Origin of the sequence: Kitasatospora sp. NBC_01539 (assembly GCF_045040525.1) — a bacterium.
Taxonomy (GTDB): Bacteria; Actinomycetota; Actinomycetes; order Streptomycetales; family Streptomycetaceae; genus Kitasatospora.
In genome coordinates this window covers 6,346,544-6,371,569 of sequence record NZ_CP109390.1, presented here as the reverse complement: position 1 = coordinate 6,371,569, position 25,026 = coordinate 6,346,544, and the positions used below count along the sequence as shown (strand labels likewise).

Annotated in this window: 25 protein-coding genes; 3 read left to right on the top strand and 22 right to left on the bottom strand. The window is 73.3% G+C overall.

Annotated features, from left to right (window positions below; translation table 11 throughout):
- The first annotated feature begins 16 nt into the window (after positions 1 to 16).
- Entirely contained in the window at positions 17 to 529 is a 513-nt protein-coding gene (locus OG335_RS27630) for a GNAT family N-acetyltransferase (RefSeq protein WP_405013834.1), read from the top strand.
- A gap of 55 nt (positions 530 to 584) precedes the next feature.
- Here the strand turns inward: OG335_RS27630 and OG335_RS27625 are convergent, their stop codons facing one another.
- The 21 genes from OG335_RS27625 to OG335_RS27525 all read right to left on the bottom strand — a co-directional run bounded on the left by OG335_RS27625 (position 585) and on the right by OG335_RS27525 (position 23,135).
- The gene (locus tag OG335_RS27625; RefSeq protein ID WP_405013833.1) at positions 585 to 1,457 is read right to left on the bottom strand and encodes an alpha/beta fold hydrolase; all 873 of its coding nucleotides are present in this window, start codon (positions 1,455 to 1,457) and stop codon (positions 585 to 587) included.
- Between the two features lie 139 nt (positions 1,458 to 1,596).
- A complete protein-coding gene (locus OG335_RS27620; RefSeq protein ID WP_405013832.1) occupies positions 1,597 to 3,054 on the bottom strand; it encodes an aldehyde dehydrogenase family protein in 1,458 nt (485 codons plus the stop codon).
- Positions 3,055 to 3,122: 68 nt separating this feature from the next.
- A complete protein-coding gene (locus tag OG335_RS27615; protein ID WP_405013831.1) occupies positions 3,123 to 3,989 on the bottom strand; it encodes a helix-turn-helix domain-containing protein in 867 nt (288 codons plus the stop codon).
- Between the two features lie 354 nt (positions 3,990 to 4,343).
- Positions 4,344 to 5,804, bottom strand: a complete 1,461-nt coding sequence (locus OG335_RS27610; protein WP_405013830.1) for a glutamate synthase subunit beta — start codon at positions 5,802 to 5,804, stop codon at positions 4,344 to 4,346.
- On the bottom strand, positions 5,797 to 10,377 hold the full coding sequence (gene gltB / locus OG335_RS27605; RefSeq protein ID WP_405015542.1) for a glutamate synthase large subunit: 4,581 nt from the start codon (positions 10,375 to 10,377) through the stop codon (positions 5,797 to 5,799). The genes OG335_RS27610 and gltB overlap by 8 nt, the downstream gene beginning before the upstream one ends.
- A 672-nt stretch (positions 10,378 to 11,049) precedes the next feature.
- Positions 11,050 to 11,793: a VIT1/CCC1 transporter family protein gene (locus tag OG335_RS27600; RefSeq protein ID WP_405013829.1), complete on the bottom strand. Its 744-nt coding sequence runs from the start codon at positions 11,791 to 11,793 to the stop codon at positions 11,050 to 11,052.
- A gap of 206 nt (positions 11,794 to 11,999) precedes the next feature.
- The gene (lgt, locus tag OG335_RS27595) at positions 12,000 to 13,061 is read right to left on the bottom strand and encodes a prolipoprotein diacylglyceryl transferase (protein ID WP_405013828.1); all 1,062 of its coding nucleotides are present in this window, start codon (positions 13,059 to 13,061) and stop codon (positions 12,000 to 12,002) included.
- Between the two features lie 84 nt (positions 13,062 to 13,145).
- On the bottom strand, positions 13,146 to 14,003 hold the full coding sequence (locus OG335_RS27590; RefSeq protein ID WP_405013827.1) for a DsbA family protein: 858 nt from the start codon (positions 14,001 to 14,003) through the stop codon (positions 13,146 to 13,148).
- Between the two features lie 69 nt (positions 14,004 to 14,072).
- Complete coding sequence (locus OG335_RS27585; protein WP_405013826.1) at positions 14,073 to 14,588, bottom strand: MauE/DoxX family redox-associated membrane protein; 516 nt, start codon at positions 14,586 to 14,588, stop codon at positions 14,073 to 14,075.
- A 141-nt stretch (positions 14,589 to 14,729) separates the two neighbouring features.
- Positions 14,730 to 15,044: a hypothetical protein gene (locus tag OG335_RS27580; RefSeq protein WP_405013825.1), complete on the bottom strand. Its 315-nt coding sequence runs from the start codon at positions 15,042 to 15,044 to the stop codon at positions 14,730 to 14,732.
- 164 nt (positions 15,045 to 15,208) lie between these two features.
- Positions 15,209 to 16,018, bottom strand: a complete 810-nt coding sequence (gene trpA, locus OG335_RS27575; RefSeq protein ID WP_405013824.1) for a tryptophan synthase subunit alpha — start codon at positions 16,016 to 16,018, stop codon at positions 15,209 to 15,211.
- 2 nt (positions 16,019 to 16,020) lie between these two features.
- A complete protein-coding gene (gene trpB / locus OG335_RS27570; RefSeq protein ID WP_405013823.1) occupies positions 16,021 to 17,292 on the bottom strand; it encodes a tryptophan synthase subunit beta in 1,272 nt (423 codons plus the stop codon).
- 46 nt (positions 17,293 to 17,338) lie between these two features.
- On the bottom strand, positions 17,339 to 17,488 hold the full coding sequence (gene trpM, locus OG335_RS27565; protein ID WP_405013822.1) for a tryptophan biosynthesis modulator TrpM: 150 nt from the start codon (positions 17,486 to 17,488) through the stop codon (positions 17,339 to 17,341).
- A 9-nt stretch (positions 17,489 to 17,497) separates the two neighbouring features.
- Positions 17,498 to 18,304 (bottom strand): indole-3-glycerol phosphate synthase TrpC, encoded by an 807-nt coding sequence (gene trpC, locus OG335_RS27560; protein ID WP_405013821.1) that lies wholly within the window; start codon positions 18,302 to 18,304, stop codon positions 17,498 to 17,500.
- A gap of 330 nt (positions 18,305 to 18,634) precedes the next feature.
- A complete protein-coding gene (locus OG335_RS27555) occupies positions 18,635 to 19,066 on the bottom strand; it encodes a DUF2752 domain-containing protein (RefSeq protein ID WP_405013820.1) in 432 nt (143 codons plus the stop codon).
- Positions 19,067 to 19,170: 104 nt separating this feature from the next.
- A complete protein-coding gene (locus OG335_RS27550) occupies positions 19,171 to 19,431 on the bottom strand; it encodes an HGxxPAAW family protein (protein WP_405013819.1) in 261 nt (86 codons plus the stop codon).
- A 110-nt stretch (positions 19,432 to 19,541) separates the two neighbouring features.
- Positions 19,542 to 20,147: a TIGR02234 family membrane protein gene (locus tag OG335_RS27545; RefSeq protein ID WP_405013818.1), complete on the bottom strand. Its 606-nt coding sequence runs from the start codon at positions 20,145 to 20,147 to the stop codon at positions 19,542 to 19,544.
- A 7-nt stretch (positions 20,148 to 20,154) separates the two neighbouring features.
- A complete protein-coding gene (locus tag OG335_RS27540; RefSeq protein WP_405013817.1) occupies positions 20,155 to 20,643 on the bottom strand; it encodes a Uma2 family endonuclease in 489 nt (162 codons plus the stop codon).
- Positions 20,644 to 20,772: 129 nt separating this feature from the next.
- Positions 20,773 to 22,299, bottom strand: a complete 1,527-nt coding sequence (locus tag OG335_RS27535; protein WP_405013816.1) for an anthranilate synthase component I — start codon at positions 22,297 to 22,299, stop codon at positions 20,773 to 20,775.
- A 48-nt stretch (positions 22,300 to 22,347) separates the two neighbouring features.
- Positions 22,348 to 22,722 (bottom strand): phosphoribosyl-AMP cyclohydrolase, encoded by a 375-nt coding sequence (gene hisI, locus OG335_RS27530; protein ID WP_405013815.1) that lies wholly within the window; start codon positions 22,720 to 22,722, stop codon positions 22,348 to 22,350.
- A gap of 35 nt (positions 22,723 to 22,757) precedes the next feature.
- The gene (locus OG335_RS27525) at positions 22,758 to 23,135 is read right to left on the bottom strand and encodes a hypothetical protein (RefSeq protein ID WP_405013814.1); all 378 of its coding nucleotides are present in this window, start codon (positions 23,133 to 23,135) and stop codon (positions 22,758 to 22,760) included.
- A 169-nt stretch (positions 23,136 to 23,304) separates the two neighbouring features.
- Between OG335_RS27525 and OG335_RS27520 the strand changes: the two genes are divergently transcribed.
- Both OG335_RS27520 and OG335_RS27515 read left to right on the top strand, forming a co-directional pair.
- The gene (locus tag OG335_RS27520) at positions 23,305 to 23,604 is read left to right on the top strand and encodes an MTH1187 family thiamine-binding protein (protein WP_405013813.1); all 300 of its coding nucleotides are present in this window, start codon (positions 23,305 to 23,307) and stop codon (positions 23,602 to 23,604) included.
- Between the two features lie 69 nt (positions 23,605 to 23,673).
- A complete protein-coding gene (locus OG335_RS27515; RefSeq protein WP_405013812.1) occupies positions 23,674 to 24,195 on the top strand; it encodes a hypothetical protein in 522 nt (173 codons plus the stop codon).
- Between the two features lie 24 nt (positions 24,196 to 24,219).
- Here OG335_RS27515 and OG335_RS27510 read toward each other — a convergent pair whose 3' ends face one another.
- Positions 24,220 to 24,912 carry an ester cyclase gene (locus OG335_RS27510; protein WP_405013811.1) on the bottom strand — a complete coding sequence of 231 codons (693 nt, stop codon included), beginning with the start codon at positions 24,910 to 24,912 and terminating at the stop codon, positions 24,220 to 24,222.
- Between the last annotated feature and the right edge of the window lie 114 nt (positions 24,913 to 25,026).

Genomic DNA, 25,026 nt, shown 5'->3' with positions numbered 1-25,026 from the left:
GCGTGTGGAGGCTGTGATGTGGCGGACCGGGCGGCTGGTGCTGCGGCAGTGGGAGGCGGGCGACGTGGCGCGCGCCTTCGACCTGTACCGGCGGTGGGAGGTGGCGCGGTGGCTGGGTGCGGCTCCGCGGGTGCTCGCGGACGAGGCCGAGGCCGCGGCGATGGTGGAGCGGTTCCGGGGACGGTCGGCGGATCCGCGGTTCGGTGTGTGGGCGGTGGAGCGGCTGGACACGGGGGTGGTGGCGGGCTCGGTGCTGCTGGTGCCGATGCCGGACGGGGACGGCGAGGTGGAGGTCGGCTGGCACTTCCATCCGGACGCGTGGGGCAACGGCTTCGCCACCGAGGCCGCGGCGGCCGTGGTGGCGAAGGGTTTCGCGGACGGCCTGGCGGAGATCCACGCCGTGGTGCGGCCGGACAACGAGCCGTCGGCGGCGGTGTGCCGGCGGCTGGGGATGGCGTCGCTGGGCCGGTCGGACCGCTGGTACGGCACCGAGCTGGAGGTGTTCCGGCTCGGCCGGCCGACCGTGTGAGGCCGGCCGGCCGCGGGCGGGCGAGGTGCCCAGCGGGCCTCCGGGGCTCCCGGGGTCAGTCGGTGGTGCGGTCGCGGAGCCAGGCGAGCGCGTCCTCGGCGCTGCCGAGCACGGAGATGTGGCCGTCGCCGGGGGTGGTGCGGAGTTCGGCGGTGGGCAGCCGGCGGGCGAGCCAGCGGCTGTGGGCGGCGGGGACGACGCGGTCGCGCTCGCCGTGCAGGAGGAGAACGGGGCAGCGCACGTCCGCGGGGTCGAACCCCCAGGGGGCGGTGTAGGCGAGGTCGTCGTCGATCAGGGCGGCGGGACCGGCGGCGACGGCGGGGCCGACGACCTCGTCGAACCACGCCCAGGCGCCGTGGAGCGCGGCGAGGTCCGCGGGGGTGAACTCCGGGTCGTAGACGGCGCCGGAGGACGCGTGGGCCTCCTTGGCGGCGCGTCCCGCGGCGGCGGAGCGCAGCGAGGCGACGCCGGAGGCGGTCATGCCGGCGTACCAGTCGAGACCGGGGGCGCCGTACGGTGCGAGGCCAGCGGACGCGACGGCGGCGAGGACGCGGTCGGGGAGGAGGGCGGCGCAGGCGAGGGCGTGCGGGGCGCCGCCGGAGTGGCCCATGACGGCGAACCGGTCGATGCCGAGGGCGGTGGTGACGGCGGCGGTGTCGGCCGCGGCGGAGGCGATGTCGCGTCCGGGGTGCGGGGAGGAGCCGCCGTAGCCGGGGCGGTCGTAGGAGACCCAGCGCAGGCCGAGGCGGTCGGCGGCGGCGAGGAGCGGCCCCGGGGGTGCGCCGGTGTTGGGGGTGCCGTGGTGCCAGACGACGGCGAGGCGGGCGTGGTCGCCGGGGGCGGTGTCGTAGGCGTGGAGGGTGCGGCCGTCGGGGAGCGCGAGGTCGGTCTCCGTCGTGGCGGGTTCCGGCGCCCCTGTCCCGTGCACCTGGTTTCCTCTCCGTGCTCCGGCCGTCCGTGCTCCACCGTACGCGGCCGGGCCGTCCCTCCGGGGCTGGTCCCGGGGGGTGTGCGGCGGCCCGGCCGGGCCCCGTGGCGGGGCGCGGCCGGGCCGGTGCGGTGGCCGGTCAGAACGGGAAGCGGGTGCGCCCGTGCTGGATCGAGATCCACTTGACGGTGGTGAAGGCCTCCACGGTGGCCTCGCCGTTGAGACGGCCGACGCCGGAGTTCTTCTCGCCGCCGAAGGGCACGATCGGCTCGTCGGCGATGGTGCCGTCGTTGATGTGGATCATGCCGGTCTCGACGCGCTGCGCGAGCGCGACGCCGCGCTCGATGCTGCCGGTGTGGACGGCGCCGCTGAGGCCGAACGGCGTGTCGTTGGCGATCGTGACGGCCTCGTCGTCGCCGTCGAAGGGCAGGACGACGACGACCGGGCCGAAGATCTCGCGGCGCAGGATCGTGGCGTCGTGCGGCACGCCGGCCAGGACGACCGGGTCCATGAGGGTGCCGACGGTGGAGCCGCGGAGCAGCACCTCGGCGCCCTCGGTGACGGCCTGGTCGACCTGTGCGGTGATGGAGTCGGCCTGGGCGGTGTTGATGAGCGGGCCGATGTCGGTGGCCGGGTCCAGCGGGTCGCCGACGGTCAGGGTGCGGATCTTGGCCACGAACTTCGCGGTGAACTCGTCGATGACCGAACGGTCGACGAGCACGCGGTTGGCGGCCATGCAGACCTGGCCCTGGTGGGCGAAGCGGCTGAAGACGGCGGCGTCGACGGCGTAGTCGAGGTCGGCGTCGTCGAGGACGATCAGGGCGCTGTTGCCGCCGAGTTCGAGCACGGTGCGCTTGAAGTGGCTCGCGGCGACGGTGGCGACGTGCCGGCCGACCTGGTCGGAGCCGGTGAAGGCGATGACCTTGGGCACCGGGTGCTCGATGAAGGCGTCGCCGATCTCGGCGATGTCGGTGAGCACGACGTTGAACAGGCCGGCGGGCAGGCCCGCCTCCTCGAAGATCTTCGCGATCAGGGTGCCGCCGGTGATCGGCGCGTCCTGGTGGGGCTTGAGCACCACGCCGTTGCCGAGGGCGAGGGCGGGGGCGACGGCCTTCAGCGAGAGGAACAGCGGGAAGTTGAACGGGCTGATGACGCCGACGACGCCGACCGGGAGGCGGTAGAGGCGGTTCTCCTTGCCGTCCACCGGGGAGGGCAGGATGCGGCCCTCGGCGCGCAGGGAGAGCTGCATGCACTCGCGGAGCATGTCCTTGGCGAGCGATATCTCGAACCCCGCCTTGAGGCGGGTGCCGCCGAGCTCGGCGATGATCGTCGCGGTGATCTCCTGCTCGCGGTCCTCCAGGATCCGCAGGGCGCGTTCGAAGACCAGCCGCCGGGTGTAGGGGTTGATCTTCGCCCAGGCGCGCTGTGCGAGGGCGGCCGCCCGGTAGGCCTCGTCGACCTCGTCGGCCGTGGCCACGGTGATGGAGGCCAGCTTCTCGCCGTTGTACGGGTTGATGTCGACGATGTCCCACGAGCCGCTGCCGGGGCGCCACCGGCCGTCGATGTACTGCTGCGACAGTTCCGTGAAGTGAGACATCCGCTGCCTTTCGATGAGTTCCGTCCGCGCGAACGGATCTGACGAAAGCTCATCCTACTGATAGCGGATCAGATCTCTTCGTGAACGGTCCGGAGAAGAGCGAGCGAACGCTCCGGGGAGAGGCTCGCCTCGCTGAGCCGCCGCAGCGCCGCCGCGTACTCGGCGACCTCCGCGGGCCGGTCGAGGTAGAGCGCGCTGGTGAACTGCTCCAGGTAGACCACGTCGGGGAGTTCCGCCTCCGCGAAGCCCAGCACGGAGAACGCCCCGGCCTCGGCGCCGGGCAGGTCCGTGCCCAGCGGCACCACCTGCAGGCGGACGCCCGGCCGCCCGGCCGCCTCGATCAGGTGCCTCAACTGGCCGCGCATGACGTCCGGCCCGCCGCAGGGGCGGCGCAGCGCGGCCTCGTCGAGCACGGCGTGCAGGGCGGGCGCCCGGCGGGAGGCCAGCACCTGCTGGCGGCGCATCCGGACGGCGACCCGGCGGTCGACCTCCTCCGGCTCCGCGTTGTGGCGTCCGAGCAGGACGACGGCGCGGGCGTACGCCTCGGTCTGCAACAGCCCGGGCACGTACTGGATCTCGTAGCTGGCGATGCTGGAGGCGGCCTCCTCCAGCCCGAGGTAGGTCTGGAACCAGGTCGGTACGACGTCCTCGTAACCGTGCCACCAGGACACGGCGTTGGCCTCGGCGATCAGGCCGAGCAGGGTGGTGCGCTCATCGCCATGGTCCAGGCCGTAGAGGGTGAGGAGGTCGGCGACGTCGCGCTCCTTGAAACCGACCCGGCCCAGCTCCATGCGGCTGATCTTCGACTCGGAGGCGCGGATCGAGTAGCCGGCGTCCTCCCGGGAGACACCGCGGGCCTCGCGGAGCCGTCGTAGCTGCGATCCCAGGAGCAGCCGGTGGGCGGTGACCCCGCCGCCCGTGTGGAGCATGCTCATCACGCCGACCTCCGTGTCCCGTAGGGCAGTTGCCCGTCCGCGGCAGTCTGCCACCCGGGTCCGACAGTCGGAGGGCCGATCGGCCCGCTCCCAGTCGATTGCCAGGAATACCCGCTTCCGGCTCCGCGAAACCTCGAACAGGAACGGGACGAGCGGGCGACAACACCGCCCCGAGCGGACCGGGAGCGCCCGGAGGCGAGCGGGCGACAAAACAGCCCAACACAACGACGCCTGCCCCCAACTTGGTCGGGGAGAGGGCAGGCGTCGTACCGCATGGGCCCGGCGGCTCTGGCGGGTCGCGGTGTGGAGCAACCGGGTGCGGCCCGGCGGTTCAGGTGAGGGTGTGACCTGTCGTCAGACCACCAGGGGGCGGTCGGTCGGACGGATCGGGGCGGGCAGCGGGGTCTTGCCGCCCAGGTACGTGTCGACCGCGGCGGCGGCCGAGCGGCCTTCGGCGATGGCCCAGACGATCAGGGACTGGCCGCGGCCGGCGTCGCCGCAGACGTACACGCCGTCCACGTTGGTGCCGAACTTGCCGTCGCGGGCGACGTTGCCGCGGTTGTCGAGGTCGACGCCGAGCTGCTCGACGAGGCCGTTGCGGACGTCGGTGCCGGTGAAGCCCATGGCCAGGGTGACGAGCTGGGCCGGGAGGGCCCGCTCGGTGCCGGGCACCGGCACGAACCTGCCGTCCTTGAACTCGACCTCGACGAGGTGGAGCTCCTGGACGTTGCCGTCCTCGTCGCCGGTGAAGTGGGTGGTGTTGACGGAGTAGACCCGCTCACCGCCCTCCTCGTGCGCGGAGGTGACCTTGTAGGTCATCGGCATGGTCGGCCAGGGCTGGTGGCCGGGGCGGTCCTCGGTGGGCCGCGGCATGATCTCCAGCTGGGTGACCGAGGCCGCGCCCTGGCGGTGGGCGGTGCCGACGCAGTCCGCGCCGGTGTCGCCGCCGCCGATGACGACCACGTGCTTGCCCTTGGCGCTGACCGGCGAGTCGACGAAGTCGCCCTCCTGCACCTTGTTGGCCAGGGGCAGGTACTCCATGGCCTGGTACACGCCCTTGAACTCCCGCCCGGGGACGGGGAGGTCGCGGGCGGTGGTGGCGCCGGCGGCGATGACGACCGCGTCGAAGCGGTCGCGCAGCTGCTGGCCGGAGATGTCGACGCCGGCCTCGACACCGGTGCGGAACCGGGTGCCTTCCGCGCGCATCTGCTCGATGCGGCGGTTGATGTGGCGCTTCTCCATCTTGAACTCGGGGATGCCGTAGCGCAGCAGGCCGCCGATGCGGTCGGCGCGCTCGTACACGACCACGGTGTGGCCGGCCCGGGTGAGCTGCTGGGCGGCGGCGAGGCCGGCCGGGCCGGAGCCGATGACGGCGACGGTCTTGCCGGACAGGCGCTCCGGGACCTGGGCGGCGACGCCGCCGCGGTCCCAGGCCTTGTCGATGATGGTGACCTCGACGTTCTTGATGGTCACCGCGTCCTGGTTGATGCCGAGGACGCACGCCGACTCACAGGGCGCCGGGCAGAGGCGGCCGGTGAACTCCGGGAAGTTGTTGGTGGCGTGCAGGCGCTCGATGGCGCCGGCCCAGTCGTCCCGGTACGCGAGGTCGTTCCACTCGGGGATGAGGTTCCCGAGGGGGCAGCCGTTGTGGCAGAACGGGATGCCGCAGTCCATGCAGCGGCCGGCCTGCTTGGTGATGATCGGCAGGAGGCTGCGTTCGACGTAGACCTCGTTCCAGTCCCGCAGACGGACGTCGACGGGGCGGCGCTCGGCCAGCTGCTTCGGGGTGGTCAGGAAGCCCTTCGGGTCAGCCATGTGCCGCCTCCATCATCTTGCGAGTGGTCTCGGACTCGGAGAGCCCGTCGCGCTCAGCGGCATCCTTGGCGGCGAGCACAGCCTTGTAGTCGGTGGGCATGATCTTGGAGAAGCGGGAGACCCCGCCGCCCCAGTCGGCCAGGAGCTCGGCGGCCACGGTGGAGCCGGTCTCCTCGTAGTGCTGCTGCACGGTCTCGCGCAGCCATTCGCGGTCCTTGGCGTCGGGGGCCTCGATGCCGACCATGCCGCCGTTGACATTGGCCGGGCGCAGGTCGAGGACGTACGCGACGCCGCCGGACATGCCCGCGGCGAGGTTGCGCCCGGTCTCTCCGAGGACGACGACCCGGCCGCCGGTCATGTACTCGAGGCCGTGGTCGCCCACGCCCTCCACGACCAGGGTAGCGCCGGAGTTGCGGACGGCGAAGCGCTCGCCGGCCTTGCCGCGCAGGTGGATGCGGCCCGAGGTGGCGCCGTAGCCGATGGTGTTGCCGGCGATGACGTGGTTCTGGGCGTCGGCGCCGATGGCCGCGGCGTCGCGGGCCGGGCGGACGACGACGATGCCGCCGGAGAGGCCCTTGCCGACGTAGTCGTTGGCGTCGCCTTCCAGGCGCAGGGTGATGCCGGTGGGCACGAAGGCGCCGAACGACTGGCCGGCGGAGCCGGTGAAGGTCACGTCGATGGTGCCTTCGGGGAGGCCCGCGCCGCGGTACCGCTTGGTCACCTCGTGGCCGAGCATGGTGCCGACCGTGCGGTTGACGTTGCGGATCGGCAGCTGGATGCGGACGGCCTCGCCGCGCTCCAGGGCGTCCTCGGCGAGCTCGATGAGCTGGTTGTCGAGGGCCTTGTCGAGCGAGTGGTCCTGCACGGTGGTGTTGTGCAGGGCCGCGCCCTCGGGGAGCTCGGGCACGTAGAAGAGCGGCGCCAGGTCGAGGCCGGCGGCCTTCCAGTGGTCGATGGCGGCGGCCGCGTCGATGTGCTCGGCGTGGCCGACGGCCTCCTCGATGGAGCGGAAGCCCAGCTCGGCGAGGATCTCGCGGACCTCCTCGGCGATGAACTCGAAGAAGTTCACGACGAACTCCGGCTTGCCGGAGAAGCGCTCGCGGAGCACCGGGTTCTGGGTGGCGACGCCGACCGGGCAGGTGTCGAGGTGGCAGACGCGCATCATGATGCAGCCGGAGACGACGAGCGGGGCGGTCGCGAAGCCGAACTCCTCGGCGCCCAGCAGGGCGGCGATGACGACGTCGCGGCCGGTCTTCAGCTGGCCGTCGGTCTGGACGACGATGCGGTCGCGCAGGCCGTTCAGCAGCAGGGTCTGCTGGGTCTCGGCGAGGCCGAGCTCCCAGGGGCCGCCCGCGTGCTTGAGCGAGGTGAGCGGGGAGGCTCCGGTGCCGCCGTCGTGGCCGGAGACGAGCACCACGTCGGCGTGCGCCTTGGAGACGCCCGCGGCGACGGTGCCGACGCCGACCTCGGAGACCAGCTTCACGTGGATGCGGGCCTTCGGGTTGGCGTTCTTGAGGTCGTGGATCAGCTGAGCCAGGTCCTCGATGGAGTAGATGTCGTGGTGCGGCGGCGGGGAGATCAGGCCGACGCCCGGGGTGGAGTGCCGGGTGCGGGCGACCCACGGGTAGACCTTGTGGCCGGGCAGCTGGCCGCCCTCGCCGGGCTTGGCGCCCTGCGCCATCTTGATCTGGATGTCGTCCGCGTTGACCAGGTACTCGCTGGTGACGCCGAAGCGGCCGGAGGCGACCTGCTTGATCGCGGAGCGGCGCTCCGGGTCGTGCAGGCGCTCCGGGTCCTCGCCGCCCTCACCGGTGTTCGACTTGCCGCCGAGGCGGTTCATCGCGATGGCGAGGGTCTCGTGCGCCTCCATGGAGATGGAGCCGTACGACATGGCGCCGGTGGAGAAGCGCTTGACGATCGCGGAGACCGGCTCGACCTCGTCGACGGAGATCGGGGCGCGGCCCTTGCCGTCGAGCTTGAAGAGGCCGCGGAGCGTCATCAGGCGCTCGGACTGCTCGTTCACGCGGTCGGTGTACTGCTTGAAGATGTCGTAGCGCCGGTTGCGCGTGGAGTGCTGCAGGCGGAACACCGTGTCCGGGTCGAACAGGTGCGGCTCGCCCTCGCGGCGCCACTGGTACTCGCCGCCGATCTCCAGCGCGCGGTGCGCGGCGGGGATGCCGGAGGCCGGGTACGCCTTGGCGTGGCGGGCGGCCACCTCCTTGGCGATCTCGTCGAGGCCGATGCCGCCGAGCTTGGTGGTGGTGCCGGCGAAGTACGAGTCGACGAGGCCCTGGGAGAGGCCGATCGACTCGAAGACCTGGGCGCCGCGGTACGAGGCCACGGTGGAGATGCCCATCTTCGACATGACCTTGAGGACGCCCTTGCCGAGCGCCTTGATCAGGTTCTTGATGGCCTTGTCGGCCTCGACGCCCTCGATGAAGACGGCCTGCGCGACGAGGTCCTCGACGGACTCCATCGCCAGGTACGGGTTGACCGCGCCGGCGCCGTAGCCGATCAGCAGGGCGACGTGGTGCACCTCGCGGACGTCGCCGGCCTCGACGACCAGGGACACCTGGGTGCGCTGCTTGGTGCGGATCAGGTGGTGGTGGACCGCGGAGGTGAGCAGCAGCGACGGGATCGGCGCATGCTCGGCGTCCGAGTGGCGGTCGGAGAGGACGATGATGCGGGCGCCGTCGGCGATCGCGGCGTCCGTCTCGGCGGCGATCTCGGCGAGGCGGGCGGCGAGGCCCTGGCCGCCGGTCGACACCTTGTACAGGCCGGACAGCGTGACGGCCTTGAGGCCGTTCTGGTCGCCGTCGGCGTTGATGTGGATGAGCTTGGCCAGTTCGTCGTTGTCGATCACCGGGAAGGTGATGCCGACGGAGCGGCAGTGCGACGGCGCGGCGTCGAGCAGGTTGCCCTCGGGGCCGAGGTTGCTCAGCAGCGAGGTGACGAGCTCCTCGCGGATGGCGTCCAGCGGAGGGTTGGTGACCTGCGCGAAGAGCTGCACGAAGTAGTCGAACAGCAGGCGCGGCTTCTCGGAGAGCGCGGCGATCGGGCTGTCGGTGCCCATCGAGCCGAGAGCCTCGCCACCGGTCTTCGCCATCGGCGCCAGGATGACGCGCAGCTCTTCCTCGGTGTAGCCGAAGGTCTGCTGGCGGCGGGTGACGGAGGCGTGGGTGTGGGCGATGTGCTCGCGCTCGGGGAGCTGGGCGAGCTGGATCTGCCCGGCGGCGATCCACTCCTCGTAGGGGTGCTCGCCGGCGAGGGAGGACTTGATCTCCTCGTCGTCGACGATGCGGCCCTCGGCGGTGTCGACGAGGAACATCTTGCCGGGCTGCAGGCGGCCCTTGCGGGTGACCTTCTCCTGGTCGATGTCGAGCACGCCGACCTCGGAGGAGAGGACGACGAGGCCGTCCTCGGTGATCCAGTACCGGGCGGGGCGCAGGCCGTTGCGGTCGAGGACCGCGCCGATCTGGGTGCCGTCGGTGAAGGTGACGCAGGCCGGGCCGTCCCAGGGCTCCATCAGGTTGGAGTGGTACTGGTAGAACGCGCGGCGGGCGGGCTCCATGGTGGCGTGGTTCTCCCACGCCTCCGGGATCATCATCAGCACCGAGTGCGGCAGCGAGCGGCCGCCGAGGTGGAGCAGCTCCAGGACCTCGTCGAACGACGCGGAGTCGGAGTGGTCCGGGGTGCAGATCGGGAAGATCCGGTCGAGGTCGCCGGGGATGAGGTCGGTGGCGAGCTGCGACTCGCGGGCGGTCATCCAGTTGCGGTTGCCCTTGACCGTGTTGATCTCGCCGTTGTGCGCGACGAAGCGGTACGGGTGGGCGAGCGGCCAGCTCGGGAAGGTGTTGGTCGAGAACCTCGAGTGCACCAGGCCGATGGCGGAGGCGTAGAGCCGGTCCGACAGGTCGGGGAAGAAGGGCTCCAGCTGGCCGGTGGTCAGCATGCCCTTGTACACGATGGTGCGGGCGGAGAGCGACGCGAAGTACACGCCCGCCTGGCGCTCGGCGCGCTTGCGGACGACGAACGCGACACGGTCGAGCGTGATGCCGCTGCGGTCGCCGTCGGCGAGGAACACCTGACGGAAGCGCGGCATGACGGAGCGGGCGGTGGCGCCCAGCAGGTCCGGGGTGACCGGGACGTCGCGCCAGCCGAGGACGGTGAGGCCCTCTTCGGCGGCGATCGTCTCGATGGCCGCAACCGCGGTGGCGTCAGCGGCGTCCTCGTCGGGGAGGAAGGCGATGCCGACCGCGTACGAGCCGGCGGCCGGGAGGTCGAAGGAGACCTTCGAACGCAGGAAGGCGTCCGGGATCTGGGTGAGGATGCCCGCGCCGTCACCGGAGTCCGGTTCGGCGCCGGTGGCGCCTCGGTGCTCCAGGTTGCGCAGGACGGTGAGCGCCTGGTCGACGACGGTGTGGTCGGCGATGCCGGTCAGCGTGGCGACGAAGCCGACGCCGCAGGCGTCGTGCTCGTTCCGCGGGTCGTACAGGCCCTGAGCAGCAGGTCGCGCATCCGGAACGAGCGCATACGGGCGGTTGGCCTGCGCGGGCTCGTTGGCGGAGTGCATGGATGCAGACAGCATCGGCTCTCCCGTCGTCGTCATTGGCAAGTTGCGTAGTGCAATAGGGACGACGTTGGCCCTCATGCGATTTCGTGCAGGTTACATGATGCCGAACATCCCGGGAAGTGGAACACGGCGTCCACATGGCGGACGCAACCCGCAGGTCAGCGGCGGTTACCGATCAGTAGGGGCGGCCCAACGGAGTGGCGGCCCGACCGCGCGCTTCCACCAGTGTGCCCAACCTGCCGCGGGGTGAAACAGGGCCGAAACGCCCTGTCCACCTGCACCGTCCGAGGCCGCCTGCGAATCCAACCCGCACGACCGACCGCCGGAATGGATTCCGAGGGCGGGCGGCGCCCGGGCCAGGTCTAGGCCAGGCGGGCGACCGGGGCCCGTGTGTGGAACGTCACGCGGGCCGCAGCATAGCCATGCAGGGCCCTGTCGCATCGCACAAGGTAATCCTGCGGCATCGTACGAGGTCAGCCGCCCCGGCCCCGCGGCGGGACGCCCCACCGGCCGGCACCGGGCCCGCCGCGCACGGCCGAGGACGACGGACGGGCCGGGCACGACGGGCAGCAGACGGCGGGGCCGACAGCGACAGGCGGCGGGCGGCGGGGCCTGCGGGCGGCAGGCGGCGGGGCGGGGCCGGCAGGCGGCGGACGGCGAACGGCGAACGGCTCAGCCGATCCGGCCGCCGATCACCGACCCGAGCAGGTAGGTGAGCCCGGCCGCCGCGCCGCCGAGTACCAGCTGGCGCAGTCCGCTGAACCACCAGCTGCGCGCGGTGACCCGCGCGACCACGGCGCCGCACAGGAACAGGCCCGCCGTCGCGAGCAGCAGCGCCGGCCAGAGCGCGGTGGCGCCGAGCAGGTACGGCAGCACCGGCAGGAGCGCGCCCACCGCGAAGCAGGCGAAGGAGGACGCGGCGGCCACGAGCGGGGACGGGAGGTCGTCCGGGTCGACTCCGAGCTCCTCCCGGGCGTGCACGGCCAGGGTCTGCTCCGGGTCGCGCGAGAGCTGCCGGGCGACCTCGTGGGCGAGTTCGGGGTCGACGCCGCGCGCGGTGTAGAGCTGGGCGAGTTCGGCGAGCTCGCCGTGCGGGTTGCGGCGCAGCTCCAGCCGCTCGGCCTCGATCTCGGCCTCGACGAGCTCGCGCTGCGAGGCGACCGAGGTGTACTCCCCCGCCGCCATCGAGAAGGCGCCTGCCGCGAGTCCTGCGAGCCCGGTCAGGACGATCGTGCGGTGGCCGACGTCGCCGCCGACCACGCCGGTCATCAGGGCGAGGTTGGAGACCAGGCCGTCCATCGCGCCGAAGACCGCCGGTCGCAGCCAGCCGCCGTTGACGTCGCGGTGGTGCCCCTCCTCGGGGATGCGCGGCTGGGGTTCCCCGGTGGTGGTCGCGGCTGTCGCGGTCGTGGTCATGGCGGTGCGCCCTCCCCTGTCGGATGTCGCCCCGCACAGCCGGTACGGCGACTCTGCCGTGGAAACCGGGCTGCCCCCAGGGCGCTCACCTGTCGAACGTAGCCCGTTGACCTGGGACTTTCCAGCAAAGTAAGGCTGTCCGAACATGCTTGCGGCCGCCGGCCACGGAAGGTGGCGGGCGGCCGCAGGGCCGGGAACATCGCAGGTCAGACGGCCTGCCCGGGGGTCACACCATCCCGCACGGAGGACCGCTCCGTGGTCGGCGGGGTGTCCGAGGGGCGGGACGGACCGTCGGTCGGGTCATCGGCACTGCCGATACCGCCCGCCTCGGTGTCGCCGTCGGCCGCGGCCTTCGCGGTGGCGGTGCCGTCCTCTGCGCCGTCTCCCGGTGCGGCGGCATCGCTGCCGTCGGTGTCGCTGCCGTCGGCGTCCGCGGGGCGGGAGGCCGGGTCGATGGAGTCCGGTGCCTCACGGCCCGGGCGCAGCTTCGCGGAGACGACCAGGTAGACCACCGCGCCGACGAAGACCAGGATCGACGTCCAGTCGTTCAGCCGCAGGCCGAGGATGTGGTGGGCCTCGTCGATGCGCAGGTACTCGATCCAGAACCGGCCCACCGTGTACGCGGCGACGTACAGCGCGAACGCGCGGCCGTGGCCGAGGGTGAAGCGGCGGTCGGCCCAGATCACCAGCAGGGCGACGCCGACGCACCACAGCGACTCGTACAGGAAGGTCGGGTGGTAGACACCGTCGATCACGGTGCCGTCGGTCTCCACCTTGTGGATCTCCAGGCCCCAGGGCAGCGTGGTCGCCTTGCCGTAGAGCTCCTGGTTGAACCAGTTGCCCCAGCGGCCGCAGGCCTGGGCGAGGGCGATGCCCGGCGCGATCGCGTCGGCGTACGCGGGCAGCGGCACCCCTCGTCGACGGGCGCCGATCCACGCTCCGACCGCACCGAGGGCGATCGCGCCCCAGATGCCGAGGCCGCCCTCCCAGATCTTGAAGGCGGCCCAGGCGTTGCGGCCCTCGCCGAAGTAGAGCTGGTGGTCGGTGATGACGTGGTACAGGCGGCCGCCGACCAGGCCGAAGGGCACGGCCCAGACGGCGATGTCGCCGACGGTGTGCTTGGCACCGCCCCGGGCGACCCAGCGCCTGCTGCCGAGCCAGACGCCGACGACGACGCCGATGATGATGCAGAACGCGTAGGCGCGAAGCGGGACCGGTCCGAGGTGGAGGACGCCCCGCGACGGGCTCGGGATGTATGCGAGATCCATGGCAGGGTCGACGCTACCCTGTCGGGGCCGTCGGACCGGCACCGGTCCGGGTCACATCTTCCGAACGGTCGCGGGGCTGGGCCGTCAGGACGACGGCGGGGTGTTGGACTCCGCCGCGGTGCTGGACGGCGCCGGGCTCTGACCGTGCGAGCCGGGGGTGCCGAGCTGCTTGCCCGCGTTGGCCTCGTCGACCCACTTCACGAGGTTCTCCGGGGAGATCTGCTCGTCGCCCTTCGACGGGTAGATCGGCTCGCCGTTGAGCAGGAGGGTCGGGGTCGACTTGTAGCTCGACTTGTCGAAGTCCTGCTGGACGGCCGAGACCCAGTCACCGTACGTGTTGTCCTGGACGCACGTCTCGAAGGCGGGGTTGTCGAGCCCGGGCACCTTCTTGCCGAGGTCGATCAGCGTCTGCTTGTCGCCGAAGGCGTCGGAGGTCTCGTCCGGCTGGTTGCGGTAGAGCACGTCGTGGAAGTCGCGGAAGTGTCCGGCGGTCTGCGCGCAGGCCAGGGCGTTGACGCCGTACTTGGAGCCCTTGCCGCCCAGCGAACGGTCGATGAACGACACCAGGTGGTAGTCGACCCGCAGCTTGCCCGCGTCCTCCAGCTGGTCGATGGTCGGCGAGAACGTCCGCTCGAAGCTGCCGCAGGCCGGGCAGCGCGGGTCCTCGTAGACGGTCAGGACGGACGGGGCGTCGGCGGCGCCGGAGGGGATGACGAGGTTCTTGTCGCCGGTGGCTCCGGCTGGGAAGGCGACGGGCGTCTCCGGCTTGGACCGCTGGTTCTGCACGATCACGCCGGTGACGACGGCGGCGGCGATCACCGCGAGCACCACGCCGCCGACCACCAGCTGCTTCTTGCGCTTGCCGCGGGCCTCGTCGGCGGCCCGCTGCTGGGCCATCCGCTCGCGGGCGGTGCGCTTGCCGTCTCGGTTCTTCTCGCTCATGGGTGCTGTGTCCAAAGCCGTGTCCGGTCGTCGGGAGGGGAATGTGGGGGCAGGCGGGGGCCTCGCGGCCTAGGCCGCGAGCCAGGCGTCGGCCGAGAGCTTCGTCCGCGGCCGGGCGATCAGCCACGCGGACATCAGCAGGAAGCCGGAGTCGCGGAGGATCTCCTGGAGGTACTCGGTCTTGGAGGCGTCGACCGTGCCGCCCCCGCCGAAGCAGCCGCAGTCGATCGAGATGCCGCGGGCCCAGGCGGAGGCGATGCCGGTGATGAAGGCGAGCAGCAGCAGGGCCGAGACCGAGGCGACGATCCGGGTGCCGAGGCCGATGACGAGCAGGAGGGCCAGGGCCAGCTCCAGGAACGGCAGCCCGTACCCGATCGGCTTGACCAGCGACTCGGGGAGGATCTCGTAGGCGCGCACCGCCTGCGCCGCCTCGGCCGGGTCGGCGATCTTGGCGAGGCCGGCCCAGCCCCAGACCAGGGCGAGGCCCAGCCGGACGGCCAGCCCGAACCACTCGGCGGCCGGGCCGTCCAGCGCCCGGCGCAGCGCGCCGGGCCGCCTCGCCTCGACCGTCTGCGGACTGGCCATCGGACTCCCCCTCGGAGTGGTGCGGCTGCCGCGGGAGAGCGGCTTCCTGACGGATGAACCGTAGGGGAAGCCGTCCGGTTCCTCCACATTGACGAATTAAGCCGAAAGGGTGATGAATTGAGCGATTGAGCCCGTTCTGTTCTAAGGGATCCGGCGGTGCGGCGGGCCGCACCGGCCCGGCGGGCCCTCGCCGGGCCGCGGCCCGGCCCCGTCCGCCCGGGGCCGGAGGGCGCCCAGGTCGGCGACCGCGGCGGCGGCCTCGACGCAGGCGCGGGCGTTGCGCTCGGCCTGTTCGGCACCCCGTCTGGCCAGTGCCTGACCTGCTGCGGCCTGCACCCCGAGGGCGGCCCCGAGGGCGAGGGCGGCCGCGGAGGCACGGAGGAGTACGGCGCGGTGCGGGAACAGCACGGGCAGCCCTTTCGACCGGTCGGCCTGGGTGAACGGTGCACGAACCACGAGGCGCGGACGGCACGGTCAACCCGTCCCTCCACTCAACGCGGGTCAATCACCGTCGATGCGCCGACCGTCCACTCTCCACTCGTCCGGGTGAATCCGCCTGCGGCTGGGAACGCCGACGGCCCGTCACCTCCTCTGAGATGACGGGCCGTCGGGACGGGGGGTCAGCGCTTGCGGACACCCGCCGCGAGGTCGCCGGCGAGGTCGCGGACGGCGGCCAGCGCCGCCTGCTCGTCGCCGTCGGCGTCCAGGATCCGCTGGACGAACGCGGAGCCGACGATGACACCGTCGGCGAAGGCCGCCACCTCGGCCGCCTGGGCGGCCGTGGAGACGCCGAGGCCGACGCAGACCGGCAGGTCGGTGGTGGCCCGGGTGCGGGCGACCAGGTCCTCGGCGAGGTTGCCGACCTGGGCGCGGGTACCCGTGACGCCCATGACCGCGGCGGCGTACACGAAGCCGGAGCCGGCCGCGGTGACCTCGGCGAGGCGCGGGTTCTTGCTGCTGGGGGCGACCACGAACACGGTGTCGAGGCCGTGCTCGCCCGCCGCCTTGCGCCACTCCGCGGACTCCTCGACCGGCAGGTCGGGCAGGATGCAGCCCGCGCCGCCGGCCGCCGCGAGGTCCGCGGCGAACCGCGCGGTGCCGTAGCGGTCGACCGGGTTCCAGTAGGTCATGACCAGCACCGCGGCCTCCGGGTGCGCCGCGGCGACCTCGGCGACGGTGCGCAGCACGTCCTTGATGCGGACGCCGCCGCGCAGTGCGATGTCGTCGGCGGTCTGGATGGTGGGACCGTCCAGCACCGGGTCGGAGTGCGGGAGGCCGACCTCGACGATGTCGCAGCCGCCCTCGACGAGGGCCTTGACGGCGGCGATGCCGCCGTCGACCGACGGGAAGCCGGCGGGGAGGTAGCCGATCAGTGCGGCCCGGTCCTCGGCCCTGGCCGCGGCCAGGATGGTGCTGAGCTTCGATGCCATGGTCACTTGCCCCCGCCGGTCTCGGTGTTCTCCGCGTCGTCCTGCGCGGCCTGCTGCGCGTCGTACAGACCGAAGTACTCGGCCGCGGTGTGCATGTCCTTGTCGCCGCGGCCGGAGAGGCTGACGAGGATGGTCGCCTCCGGGCCGAGTTCGCGGCCGAGCTCCAGGGCGCCGGCCAGCGCGTGGGCGCTCTCGATGGCCGGGATGATGCCCTCGGTGCGGGAGAGGAGGCGCAGGGCCTGCATGGCGGCGTCGTCGGTGACCGGGCGGTACTCGGCGCGGCCGGTGTCCTTGAGCCACGCGTGCTCGGGGCCGACGCCGGGGTAGTCCAGGCCGGCGGAGATGGAGTGCGACTCGATGGTCTGGCCGTCCTCGTCCTGGAGGACGTAGGTGCGGGAGCCGTGCAGCACGCCGGGGTCGCCCTTGGTCAGGGTGGCGGCGTGCCTCGGGGTCTCGGCGCCCTCGCCCGCGGCCTCGCAGCCGACGAGGCGGACGCCGGAGTCGGGGATGAACTCGTGGAAGATGCCCATCGCGTTGGATCCGCCGCCGACGCAGGCGACGACCGCGTCGGGGAGGCGGCCGGTGCGCTCCAGGACCTGCTCGCGGGCCTCGACGCCGATCACGCGGTGGAAGTCGCGGACCATCATCGGGAAGGGGTGCGGGCCGGCGACGGTGCCGAAGAGGTAGTGGGTGGAGTCGACGTTGGCGACCCAGTCGCGGAACGCCTCGTTGATGGCGTCCTTGAGGGTGCGGCTGCCGGAGGTGACGGCGACGACCTCGGCGCCGAGCATGCGCATGCGGGCGACGTTGAGCGCCTGGCGCCGGGTGTCGACCTCGCCCATGTAGATGGTGCAGTCGAAGCCGAAGAGGGCGCAGGCGGTGGCGGTGGCGACGCCGTGCTGGCCGGCGCCGGTCTCGGCGATGATCCGGGTCTTGCCCATCCGGCGGGTGAGCAGGGCCTGGCCCAGCACGTTGTTGATCTTGTGCGAGCCGGTGTGGTTGAGGTCCTCGCGCTTGAGGAGGATCCGGGCGCCGCCGGCCTCCGCGGAGAAGCGGTGGACGTCGGTGAGCGGGCTCGGCCGCCCGGTGTAGTCCTTCAGCAGGCCGTCGAGCTCGGCGGTGAACGCCGGGTCGGTCTTGGCCTTCTCGTACTCCTCGGCGACCTGCTCGACGGCGGCGACGAGCGCCTCCGGGATGAAGCGGCCGCCGTAGGCGCCGAAGTAGCCGCGGGCGTCGGGCACCTGGGCACCCGGAAGGTAGTCCTTCTCGGACATGGTCGAACGTCCTCATGGGTCGATGGAAGGGCGGACGGGGCGCGGTTCAGCCGCGCGGGCCGCGCCATCGACGACCGGGGACCTGGCCGGGCTCGCAGCCGATCACGTAGCGCACCCGCCGCCCCAGCACCCGGCGTGCGGGCGCGCGGCAGCCGCGGGGGCGGCAGCCGGGGGCGAGGCGGGAGGCGAGTGACATGGCGGTGGGTCAGCCCTTGTGCCGGATGGCGGGGTGCACGCCGGCGGCGACCAGGTCGGCCACGGCCGCCTTCGGGTCGCGACCGGTCACCAGCGACTCGCCGACGAGGACGGCGTCGGCGCCGAGGTTGGCGTACTGGATGACGTCGAGGGGACCGCGCACACCGGACTCGGCGACCTTGACGATCCCGGCGGGGATCGCGTCGACGACGTTGCCGAAGGTGTTGCGGTCGACCTCCAGCGTCCTGAGGTTGCGCGCGTTGACGCCGATGATCTTCGCGCCGGCGTCGACCGCGCGGGCGATCTCCTCCTCGTCGTGCACCTCGACGAGCGGGGTCAGGCCGATCGACCCGGCCCGCTCGATCAGCGAGACCAGGGCCTCCTGTTCGAGGGCGGCGACGATCAGCAGGGCGAGGTCGGCGCCGTGGGCGCGGGCCTCCCACAGCTGGTAGGCGGTGACGATGAAGTCCTTGCGGAGCACCGGGGTGTCGACCGCGGCGCGCACGGCGTCGAGGTCGGCGAGCGAGCCGCCGAAGCGGCGCTGCTCGGTGAGCACGCTGATCGCGGCGGCGCCGCCGGCGGCGTAGTCCTGCGCGAGCGCGGCCGGGTCGGCGATCGCCGCCAGGGCGCCCTTCGAGGGGCTGGAGCGCTTGACCTCGCAGATCACCCGGACGCCGTCGCCGCGCAGGGCGGCCACGCCGTCCTTGGCCGCGGGCGCCTTGGCGGCGAGCTCCTTGAGCTCGTCCAGGGAGACCTGGGCCTGTCGCTCGGCGAGGTCCTCACGGACCCCGTCGATGATCTCGTCGAGCACACTCACGAGAGCGCCCCCATCGTTTGCTGGCAAGGAGCCGGGTGGGCATGGCCTGCCCGGCCTGGTGCGGTCAGCCGTCGGAGGTGTGTCGCACGGACCTTGCGGATCCTCGGTGCGCACGCCTGCCCCGTCGGCCCTTCGATGGTATCCGGCACCCGGCGCGCGCGGCGCATCCGCCCGGCGCGCGTCTCGCGGAGCGGACCGGGCCGCCGGGCCGCCCGGGCCCCCGCGGCGGGCGGACGGCGCCCCGCGGGGCGTCCGCGAGGGCCGCGGAGGGCGGAGCGGCAGCGGTCGGAGCAGCAGCGGGCCGAGCGGCAGCGGTCGGAGCGGCCGCGGTCAGAGCGGCAGCGGGCCGAGCCCGGCGCCGGCCGGGAGGTTGCGCAGCACCGTGAAGACCGCGAGGACGACGGCCGCCACGACGGTCTGCCGCAGGGTGATCGTGAACCGCGGCGGTGCGCCCCCGGTGAGGGCCGCCCACGCCCAGCGCAGCCAGAGGACGGCCGCCGCCACCGCGAGCACCATGACCAGCAGGTTGTCGTGGCCGGCGGCGTTGAGGTCGCCGTGGGTGAGGGCGTGCACGCAGCGCAGGCCGCCGCAGCCCGGGCACCACCAGCCGGTGGCCTGCAGCACCGGGCACACCGGGTAGTGGCCCGGCGCGTTGGGGTCGACCTGGGCGACGTACGCGGTCGGCAGGGCGACGGCCACCAGCGCGGCGAGCGGGCGGGTGAGCCGGCGGCCGAGCGGGGCGGGGGCGGCGGGAGCGTTCACCCCGCCGATTGTCCTCCGTCGGCGGGCGGCCGTCCGGGAACGCGAACGGCGGGCGTGGCGCGCCCGCCGTCCGGTGCCTCCGACCCGCAGGTGTCGCGGCCGGGTCAGGCCGCGGCGACCGGCGTGCGCTCCTCGGCGGCCACGGCCGGGGCCGCCGGGGCGAAGTTGGTGCTGGGCTGACGGCCCATGCCGGCCATGGACATCGCCTTGCCGACCACGCCCGCGACCACGACGATCGCCAGGCCCGCCCAGACGAGCAGGACGTTGGGGATGATCATGGCGACGCCGCTGACCGTGAAACCGATGAAAGCGATGGTCACGCCGGTCCAGGCGGCGGGAGTGTGGCCGTGCGCTGCTGCCGACATCTGATGGTGCTCCTTGTTATCCGGATCCCGGCCGACGGCCCGTGGGGCGCGGCTGGTTGACCCGTCCATTGTGCCGGGCCCTCACACCCATCCCCAAGGCGGCCCCGGGCTCAACGGGTGGGATCTTCGCCACGGTCGAGGGCCTTCCACAGCTCCGCGGCGCTGTCGACGGGACGGGCGGCCCGGGGCGCGGGCGCCGTCCTGCGCGCGGGCGCCTCGTAGCGGGCGCCCATCGCGGGCCAGTCCCGGCCCGCCCGGACGGTCACGGCGCCCGCCAGTGCCAGCAGGACGCCGCCCGCCGCGGCCACCCAGGGCCAGAGCGTGTGCGTGACGTGCTCGGCGTGCGCGCCGGCGAGCGCGAGCCGGCCCGCGGCCTCGGTGTCCAGCCCCGCGGTGTCGGTGGCCCCGGTGACGGCCGCGGCGACCACGCCGAGCCCGGCCAGCAGCATGAGCACCCCGACCGCGGCCCGGGTCCGGCCGCGGACGGCGAACACCGCCACGGAGGCGGCCATCCCGGCCAGCGCGAGCCCGCCGGGCAGGCCGGTCAGCCGGGAGCCGGTGGCGCTCACGTCGAGGCGGCCGCCGGCGGTGCCGGTGACGACCCCCTCGGCCCAGGTCCGGCCGGTCGCCGTCAGGACGAGCACGGCGCCGAGCACGGTCAGCAGCAGCATGAGGGCGAGGGAACGGCGGCCGGGGCGGGGTGCGGGTGAACTCACCCGTCCACTATCCACGACGGCGGGCGCGGGTCGGTCGGGCGGGGTCCGCCGGGAGGCCCGCGGTGTCGATGACCAGGGTGCGGCCGGCGAGCTGCAGGTGGAGGTCCTCGCCGAACGGCACCTTCTCCGCGAGGTGGTACGCGCCGGGGCGCTGCGGGTCGGTGTGCACGGTGCAGACGGCGCCGGCCGGGTCGACCGCCACGTACACCGGGACGCCGGAGGCCGCGTACAGGCGCAGCAGGCGGGCGAGGTCGGGGCCGGGGGCCGGGCGGGGCAGGACGTCGAGGACGGCCTCCAGGTCGGTGGCGGCCCAGCGTCCGTCGCCGCCGGGGGCGGCCCCGGGGGCGGTGACCGCGAGGTCCGGGGCGTAGCCGGGCGGCGCGCCGGGGAGGTCCACCGCGGGGTCGCGGAGGACCTCTCCCTGCCCGCCGAGCTGGGCGGTGATCTGCGGCTCCGTGCCGCCGAGCACCTGCCGCCGCCGGCCGCCGGCCGTCATGCGGGCCTCGTGGTGCGTGTCGCCGTCATCCGAGCGTCTCCCGGTCCGGCCTCGCCTGGTCCGGCCGTCACCCCGGCCGGGCCGTCCCCCGGCGTTCCGGGTGACCGGCGCCCCGGGCGGCCGATGTCCTCACGATACCGGCGATGCCGGCGGGCGCAGGGTGTTGGCGGTGGCGACGGCGCGGAGCACCGCGGCGGCCTTGTTGCGGCACTCGGTGTCCTCGCCGTGCGGGTCGGAGTCGGCCACCACGCCGGCGCCGGCCTGGACGTACGCGGTGCCGTCGCGGAGCAGCGCGGTGCGGATCGCGATGGCGGTGTCGGAGTCGCCGGCGAAGTCGAGGTAGCCGACGCAGCCGCCGTAGAGGCCGCGGCGGGTGGGTTCGAGCTCCTCGATGATCTGCATGGCGCGCGGCTTGGGGGCGCCGGAGAGCGTGCCGGCGGGGAAGCAGGCGGTGAGCACGTCGAAGGCGGTGCGGCCCTCCGCGACCCTGCCGGTGACGGTGGAGACGATGTGCATGACGTGGCTGTACCGCTCGATCGCCATGAAGTCGACGACCTCGACGGTGCCCGGGGTGCAGACCCGGCCGAGGTCGTTGCGGCCGAGGTCGACGAGCATGAGGTGCTCGGCGCGCTCCTTGGGGTCGGCGAGGAGTTCGGCGGCGAGGTCGGCGTCCTCGTGCGGGGTGGCGCCGCGGTGCCGGGTGCCGGCGATGGGGTGCAGCATCGCCTCGCCGTCGCTGACCTTGACGAGCGCCTCGGGGCTGGAGCCGACGACGTCGAAGCCGCCCTCGGCGCCGCCGCCCGGCCCGGGGAAGCGGAAGAGGTACATGTAGGGGCTGGGGTTGGTGGTGCGCAGCATCCGGTAGACGTCGAGGGCGGAGGCGGGGCAGGGCACCTCGAAGCGCTGGGAGGGCACCACCTGGAACGCCTCGCCGGCCCGGATGCGCTCCTTGACCGTCTCGACGGCGGCCCGGTAGGGCGCTCCGCCGAACGGCGAGTGCGCCTCCGAGGTGGTCGGGGTGAAGGTGGCGAGGCCCGGGTCGACCGGCTTCAGGAGGTCGGCCTCCATGGCGTCGAGGCGGGCGACGGCGTCCGCGTAGGCCTCGTCGACGCCGCTGTCCAGGTCGTTGTGGTTGACGGCGTTGGCGATCAGCAGCACGGTGCCGTCCGCGTGGTCGAGGACGGCGAGGTCGGTGGCGAGGAGGAGGGTGAGCTCGGGGAGCTTCAGGTCGTCCGGGGTGAGGTCGGGGAGCTTCTCCAGCCGCCGGACGACGTCGTAGCCGAGGTAGCCGACCAGGCCGCCGGTGAGCGGCGGGAGGCCGTCGTCGGTGCGGCGGGGGGTGTGGAGGGTGGCGAGGGTGGCGCGCACGGCCTCCAGCGGGTCGCCGCCCTGCGGGATGCCGACGGGCGGGGTGCCGTGCCAGCGGGCGGTGCCGTCCGGGTCGGTGGTGAGGGTGGCGGCGCTGTGCACGCCGACGAAGGAGTAGCGCGACCAGTTGCGGCCCTGTTCGGCGGATTCCAGCAGGAAGGTGCCGGGGCGTTCGCCGGCGAGACTGCGGTACAGCCCGATCGGGGTGAGGCCGTCCGCGAGGAGCCGGCGGGTGACGGGGATGACCCGGGTGTCTGCGGCGAGTCGGCGGAAGGCCTCAAGGTCCATGGGGGCGGGCACCGTTCGGGGAAGGGGCGGGCTGGTTCGGGGAGAAGACTAGCGAGCGACGGGGAGGACGTCGGCGTCGAAGCAGGTCCGGGCGCCGGTGTGGCAGGCGGCCCCGGTCTGGTCGACCTTGACGAGCAGGGTGTCGGCGTCGCAGTCGAGGGCGACGGACTTCACGAGCTGCACGTGGCCGGAGGTGTCGCCCTTGACCCAGTACTCGTTGCGGCTGCGGCTCCAGTAGGTGCAGCGGCCGGTGGTGAGGGTGCGGTGCAGGGCCTCGTCGTCCATCCAACCGAGCATCAGCACCTCGCCGGTGTCGTACTGCTGGGCGATGGCGGGGAGCAGGCCGTCGGCGGAACGCTTGAGGCGGGCCGCGACGGCCGGGTCGAGGGCGGTGGTGCCGGGCGCGGCGGGTGTGGAGGACATGGGGACATTCTCGCAGGTCCGTTCCGCCGGGTTGATCAGCGCGGGGCGGGGCTCTCGCAGCCGTCCGGCCAGACGGTGCGGACGTCGAGGCCGGCGGCGCGGGCGGCGGCGACGGTCCGGGCGGGTTCGCTGCCGGGGCTGCCGTCCCAGACGGCGACCAGTGCGTCGACCGTGCCCACGAGGGTGCGGCCGGCGGTGCCGGCGGGCAGCCGGTGGACGGCGGTGGCCGCGGCGAGGAGCGCCGCGGGGGCGGCGGTGTCGTCGGCCGGGAGGAGGGCCTCGATCCGGCCGCCGTGGTCGAGCACGGCCCGGGCGAACCACCGCTCCGGGCCGGGCCGGAGCCGGCCGACGCCGACGAGGTCGTGGGCCCCGTGGGCGGTGACGAGCCGCCGGAGTTCGCCGCGGACGAGCATGTCGGTGAGGTCCGAGAGTGCCGGGTGTCCGGTGATGCCGACGCGCAGGGGAGTTTCGACCCCTTGTCCGGGTCGTGCCGCGCCCAGCGTATCGGGCCCGGCGGGCGGCCCGGCGGGGCATGCTGGGACGGGAGCGCCCGACGGGTGCGCAGGGAGAGCGAGGACAGCCGTGATCGTGGCCTTCTCCGTCACGCCGCTGGGCGTGGGCGAGGACGTGGGCGAAGCCGTGGCGGCGGCGGTTCGGGTGGTGCGCGCCAGCGGGCTGCCGAACCGGACGGACGCCATGTTCACCTCGGTCGAGGGTGAGTGGGACGAGGTGATGCCGGTGGTGCGGGCGGCGATCGAGGCGGTGAAGGCGTACGCGAACCGGGTCAGCACCGTCATCAAGATCGACGACCGGGCGGGGGTGACGGACGGCCTGACGGCGAAGGTGGCGACCGTCGAGCGCCACCTGGGCGGCGGGCAGTAGCCCCGATCCGCTGACGGCGCCCACCGCCGGGGGCCAGAATGGGGCGGACAGGACCTGGGAGGGCTCGGGGTGGAGCAGGTGCGGAGGCGGCGGGCGGTCGTGGCGGCCGCCGTGGCGGCGGTGCTGGTGGCCGTGGCCGCGGTGTGGCTGTGGCCGGACGGCGGCCACCGCTCGGCGCAGCCGCCGCCGGTGGCGGTCAGTGCCTCGCCGAGCCCGTCGCCCAGTCCGTCGCCGACGCTGCCGTACCCGTTCTTCCCGCCGGGCACGTGCCTGGACCACCCGCAGCTCAGCAAGGTGATCACGACGGTCGAGGCGCGCCCCTGCGAGCAGTCGCACGACGGCGAGGCGATCGCGAACGTCCGGCTGCCGGAGGGGCTGACGAGCGATGCGGGGATCGGCCGGGCGCTGCGGGAGCTCTGCAAGGCCCCGCTCGCGGAGTGGGACGGCCGGCAGGGCGGCGGCGGCCCGTACTACGGTTTCCCGTTCGGTCCGTCCCTGGCGTTCTACGGGCAGGGGATGCGGGACGCGACGTGCGCGATGACGGTCAGCTCCCGGCAGGAGGGCCGGAAGCTGACGGGCCGTCTGCGCTGACCCGTGGGCGGGCGCGGCCGGGCGTCACATCCGGACGAGTCCGAGCTGCCGCATCATGCTCATGCTGTCCCAGTGCCACCAGCCTTCGCAGATCATGCCGTCCTCGATGCGGAAGATCGTGGTGCCGGTCATCTCGACGCGCTTGTGGGTGGCCGGCAGGCCCATGAACTCGCCCTTGTGGAGGCCGCTGAAGGTCCAGCGGGTGGCGACCTGGTCGCCGTCGGCGAGCTGGCTCTCGACGGTCATGCCGAGGTCGAAGGCGTCGAGCCATCCGGTGCACTTCTCCCGCATGGCGTCGCGGCCCACGACGTCGGTCTCGTCGGCGATGTCGTGGTCGTGGTAGCCCTCGGCCATCAGCTGGTCGAGCACGGAGAGGTCGCCGGCCGACAGGCCGTCCATGAAGCGGCGCACGGTCTGCTTGTTGAGCTGTTCGTCGCGGACGATGTCGAGGTCGGTGAAGGTCGGCGGCTCGTCGCAGAGCGCCACCATCTCGCGGAAGATCCGGTCGGTCTCGGGGAGTTTCGAGTTGCGCATCGCCTCCTCGTAGGAGGGGAACTCGACGATCTCGACGACGTGCCGGCCGTCGGCGCGGTCGGCGCCCACCATGGAGTGGGTGGCCGTCCTGCGGCCCCTGGTCTGCTCGACCCAGCTGTCCATCAGCCGGTTCAGGTCGTCGACCTTGTCGGTCCTGCACTCGATGAGCTGGACGAACGTCATGCTGCACCTCCGGGTGGCATCGCCCCCTGGCCCATGATCGTCCGCCGGCCGTCGTACCCCTCGGCTTCTTACGATCCTCCCGGTGCCCGCGACGGGCAAGGCGCGGGCGGGCGG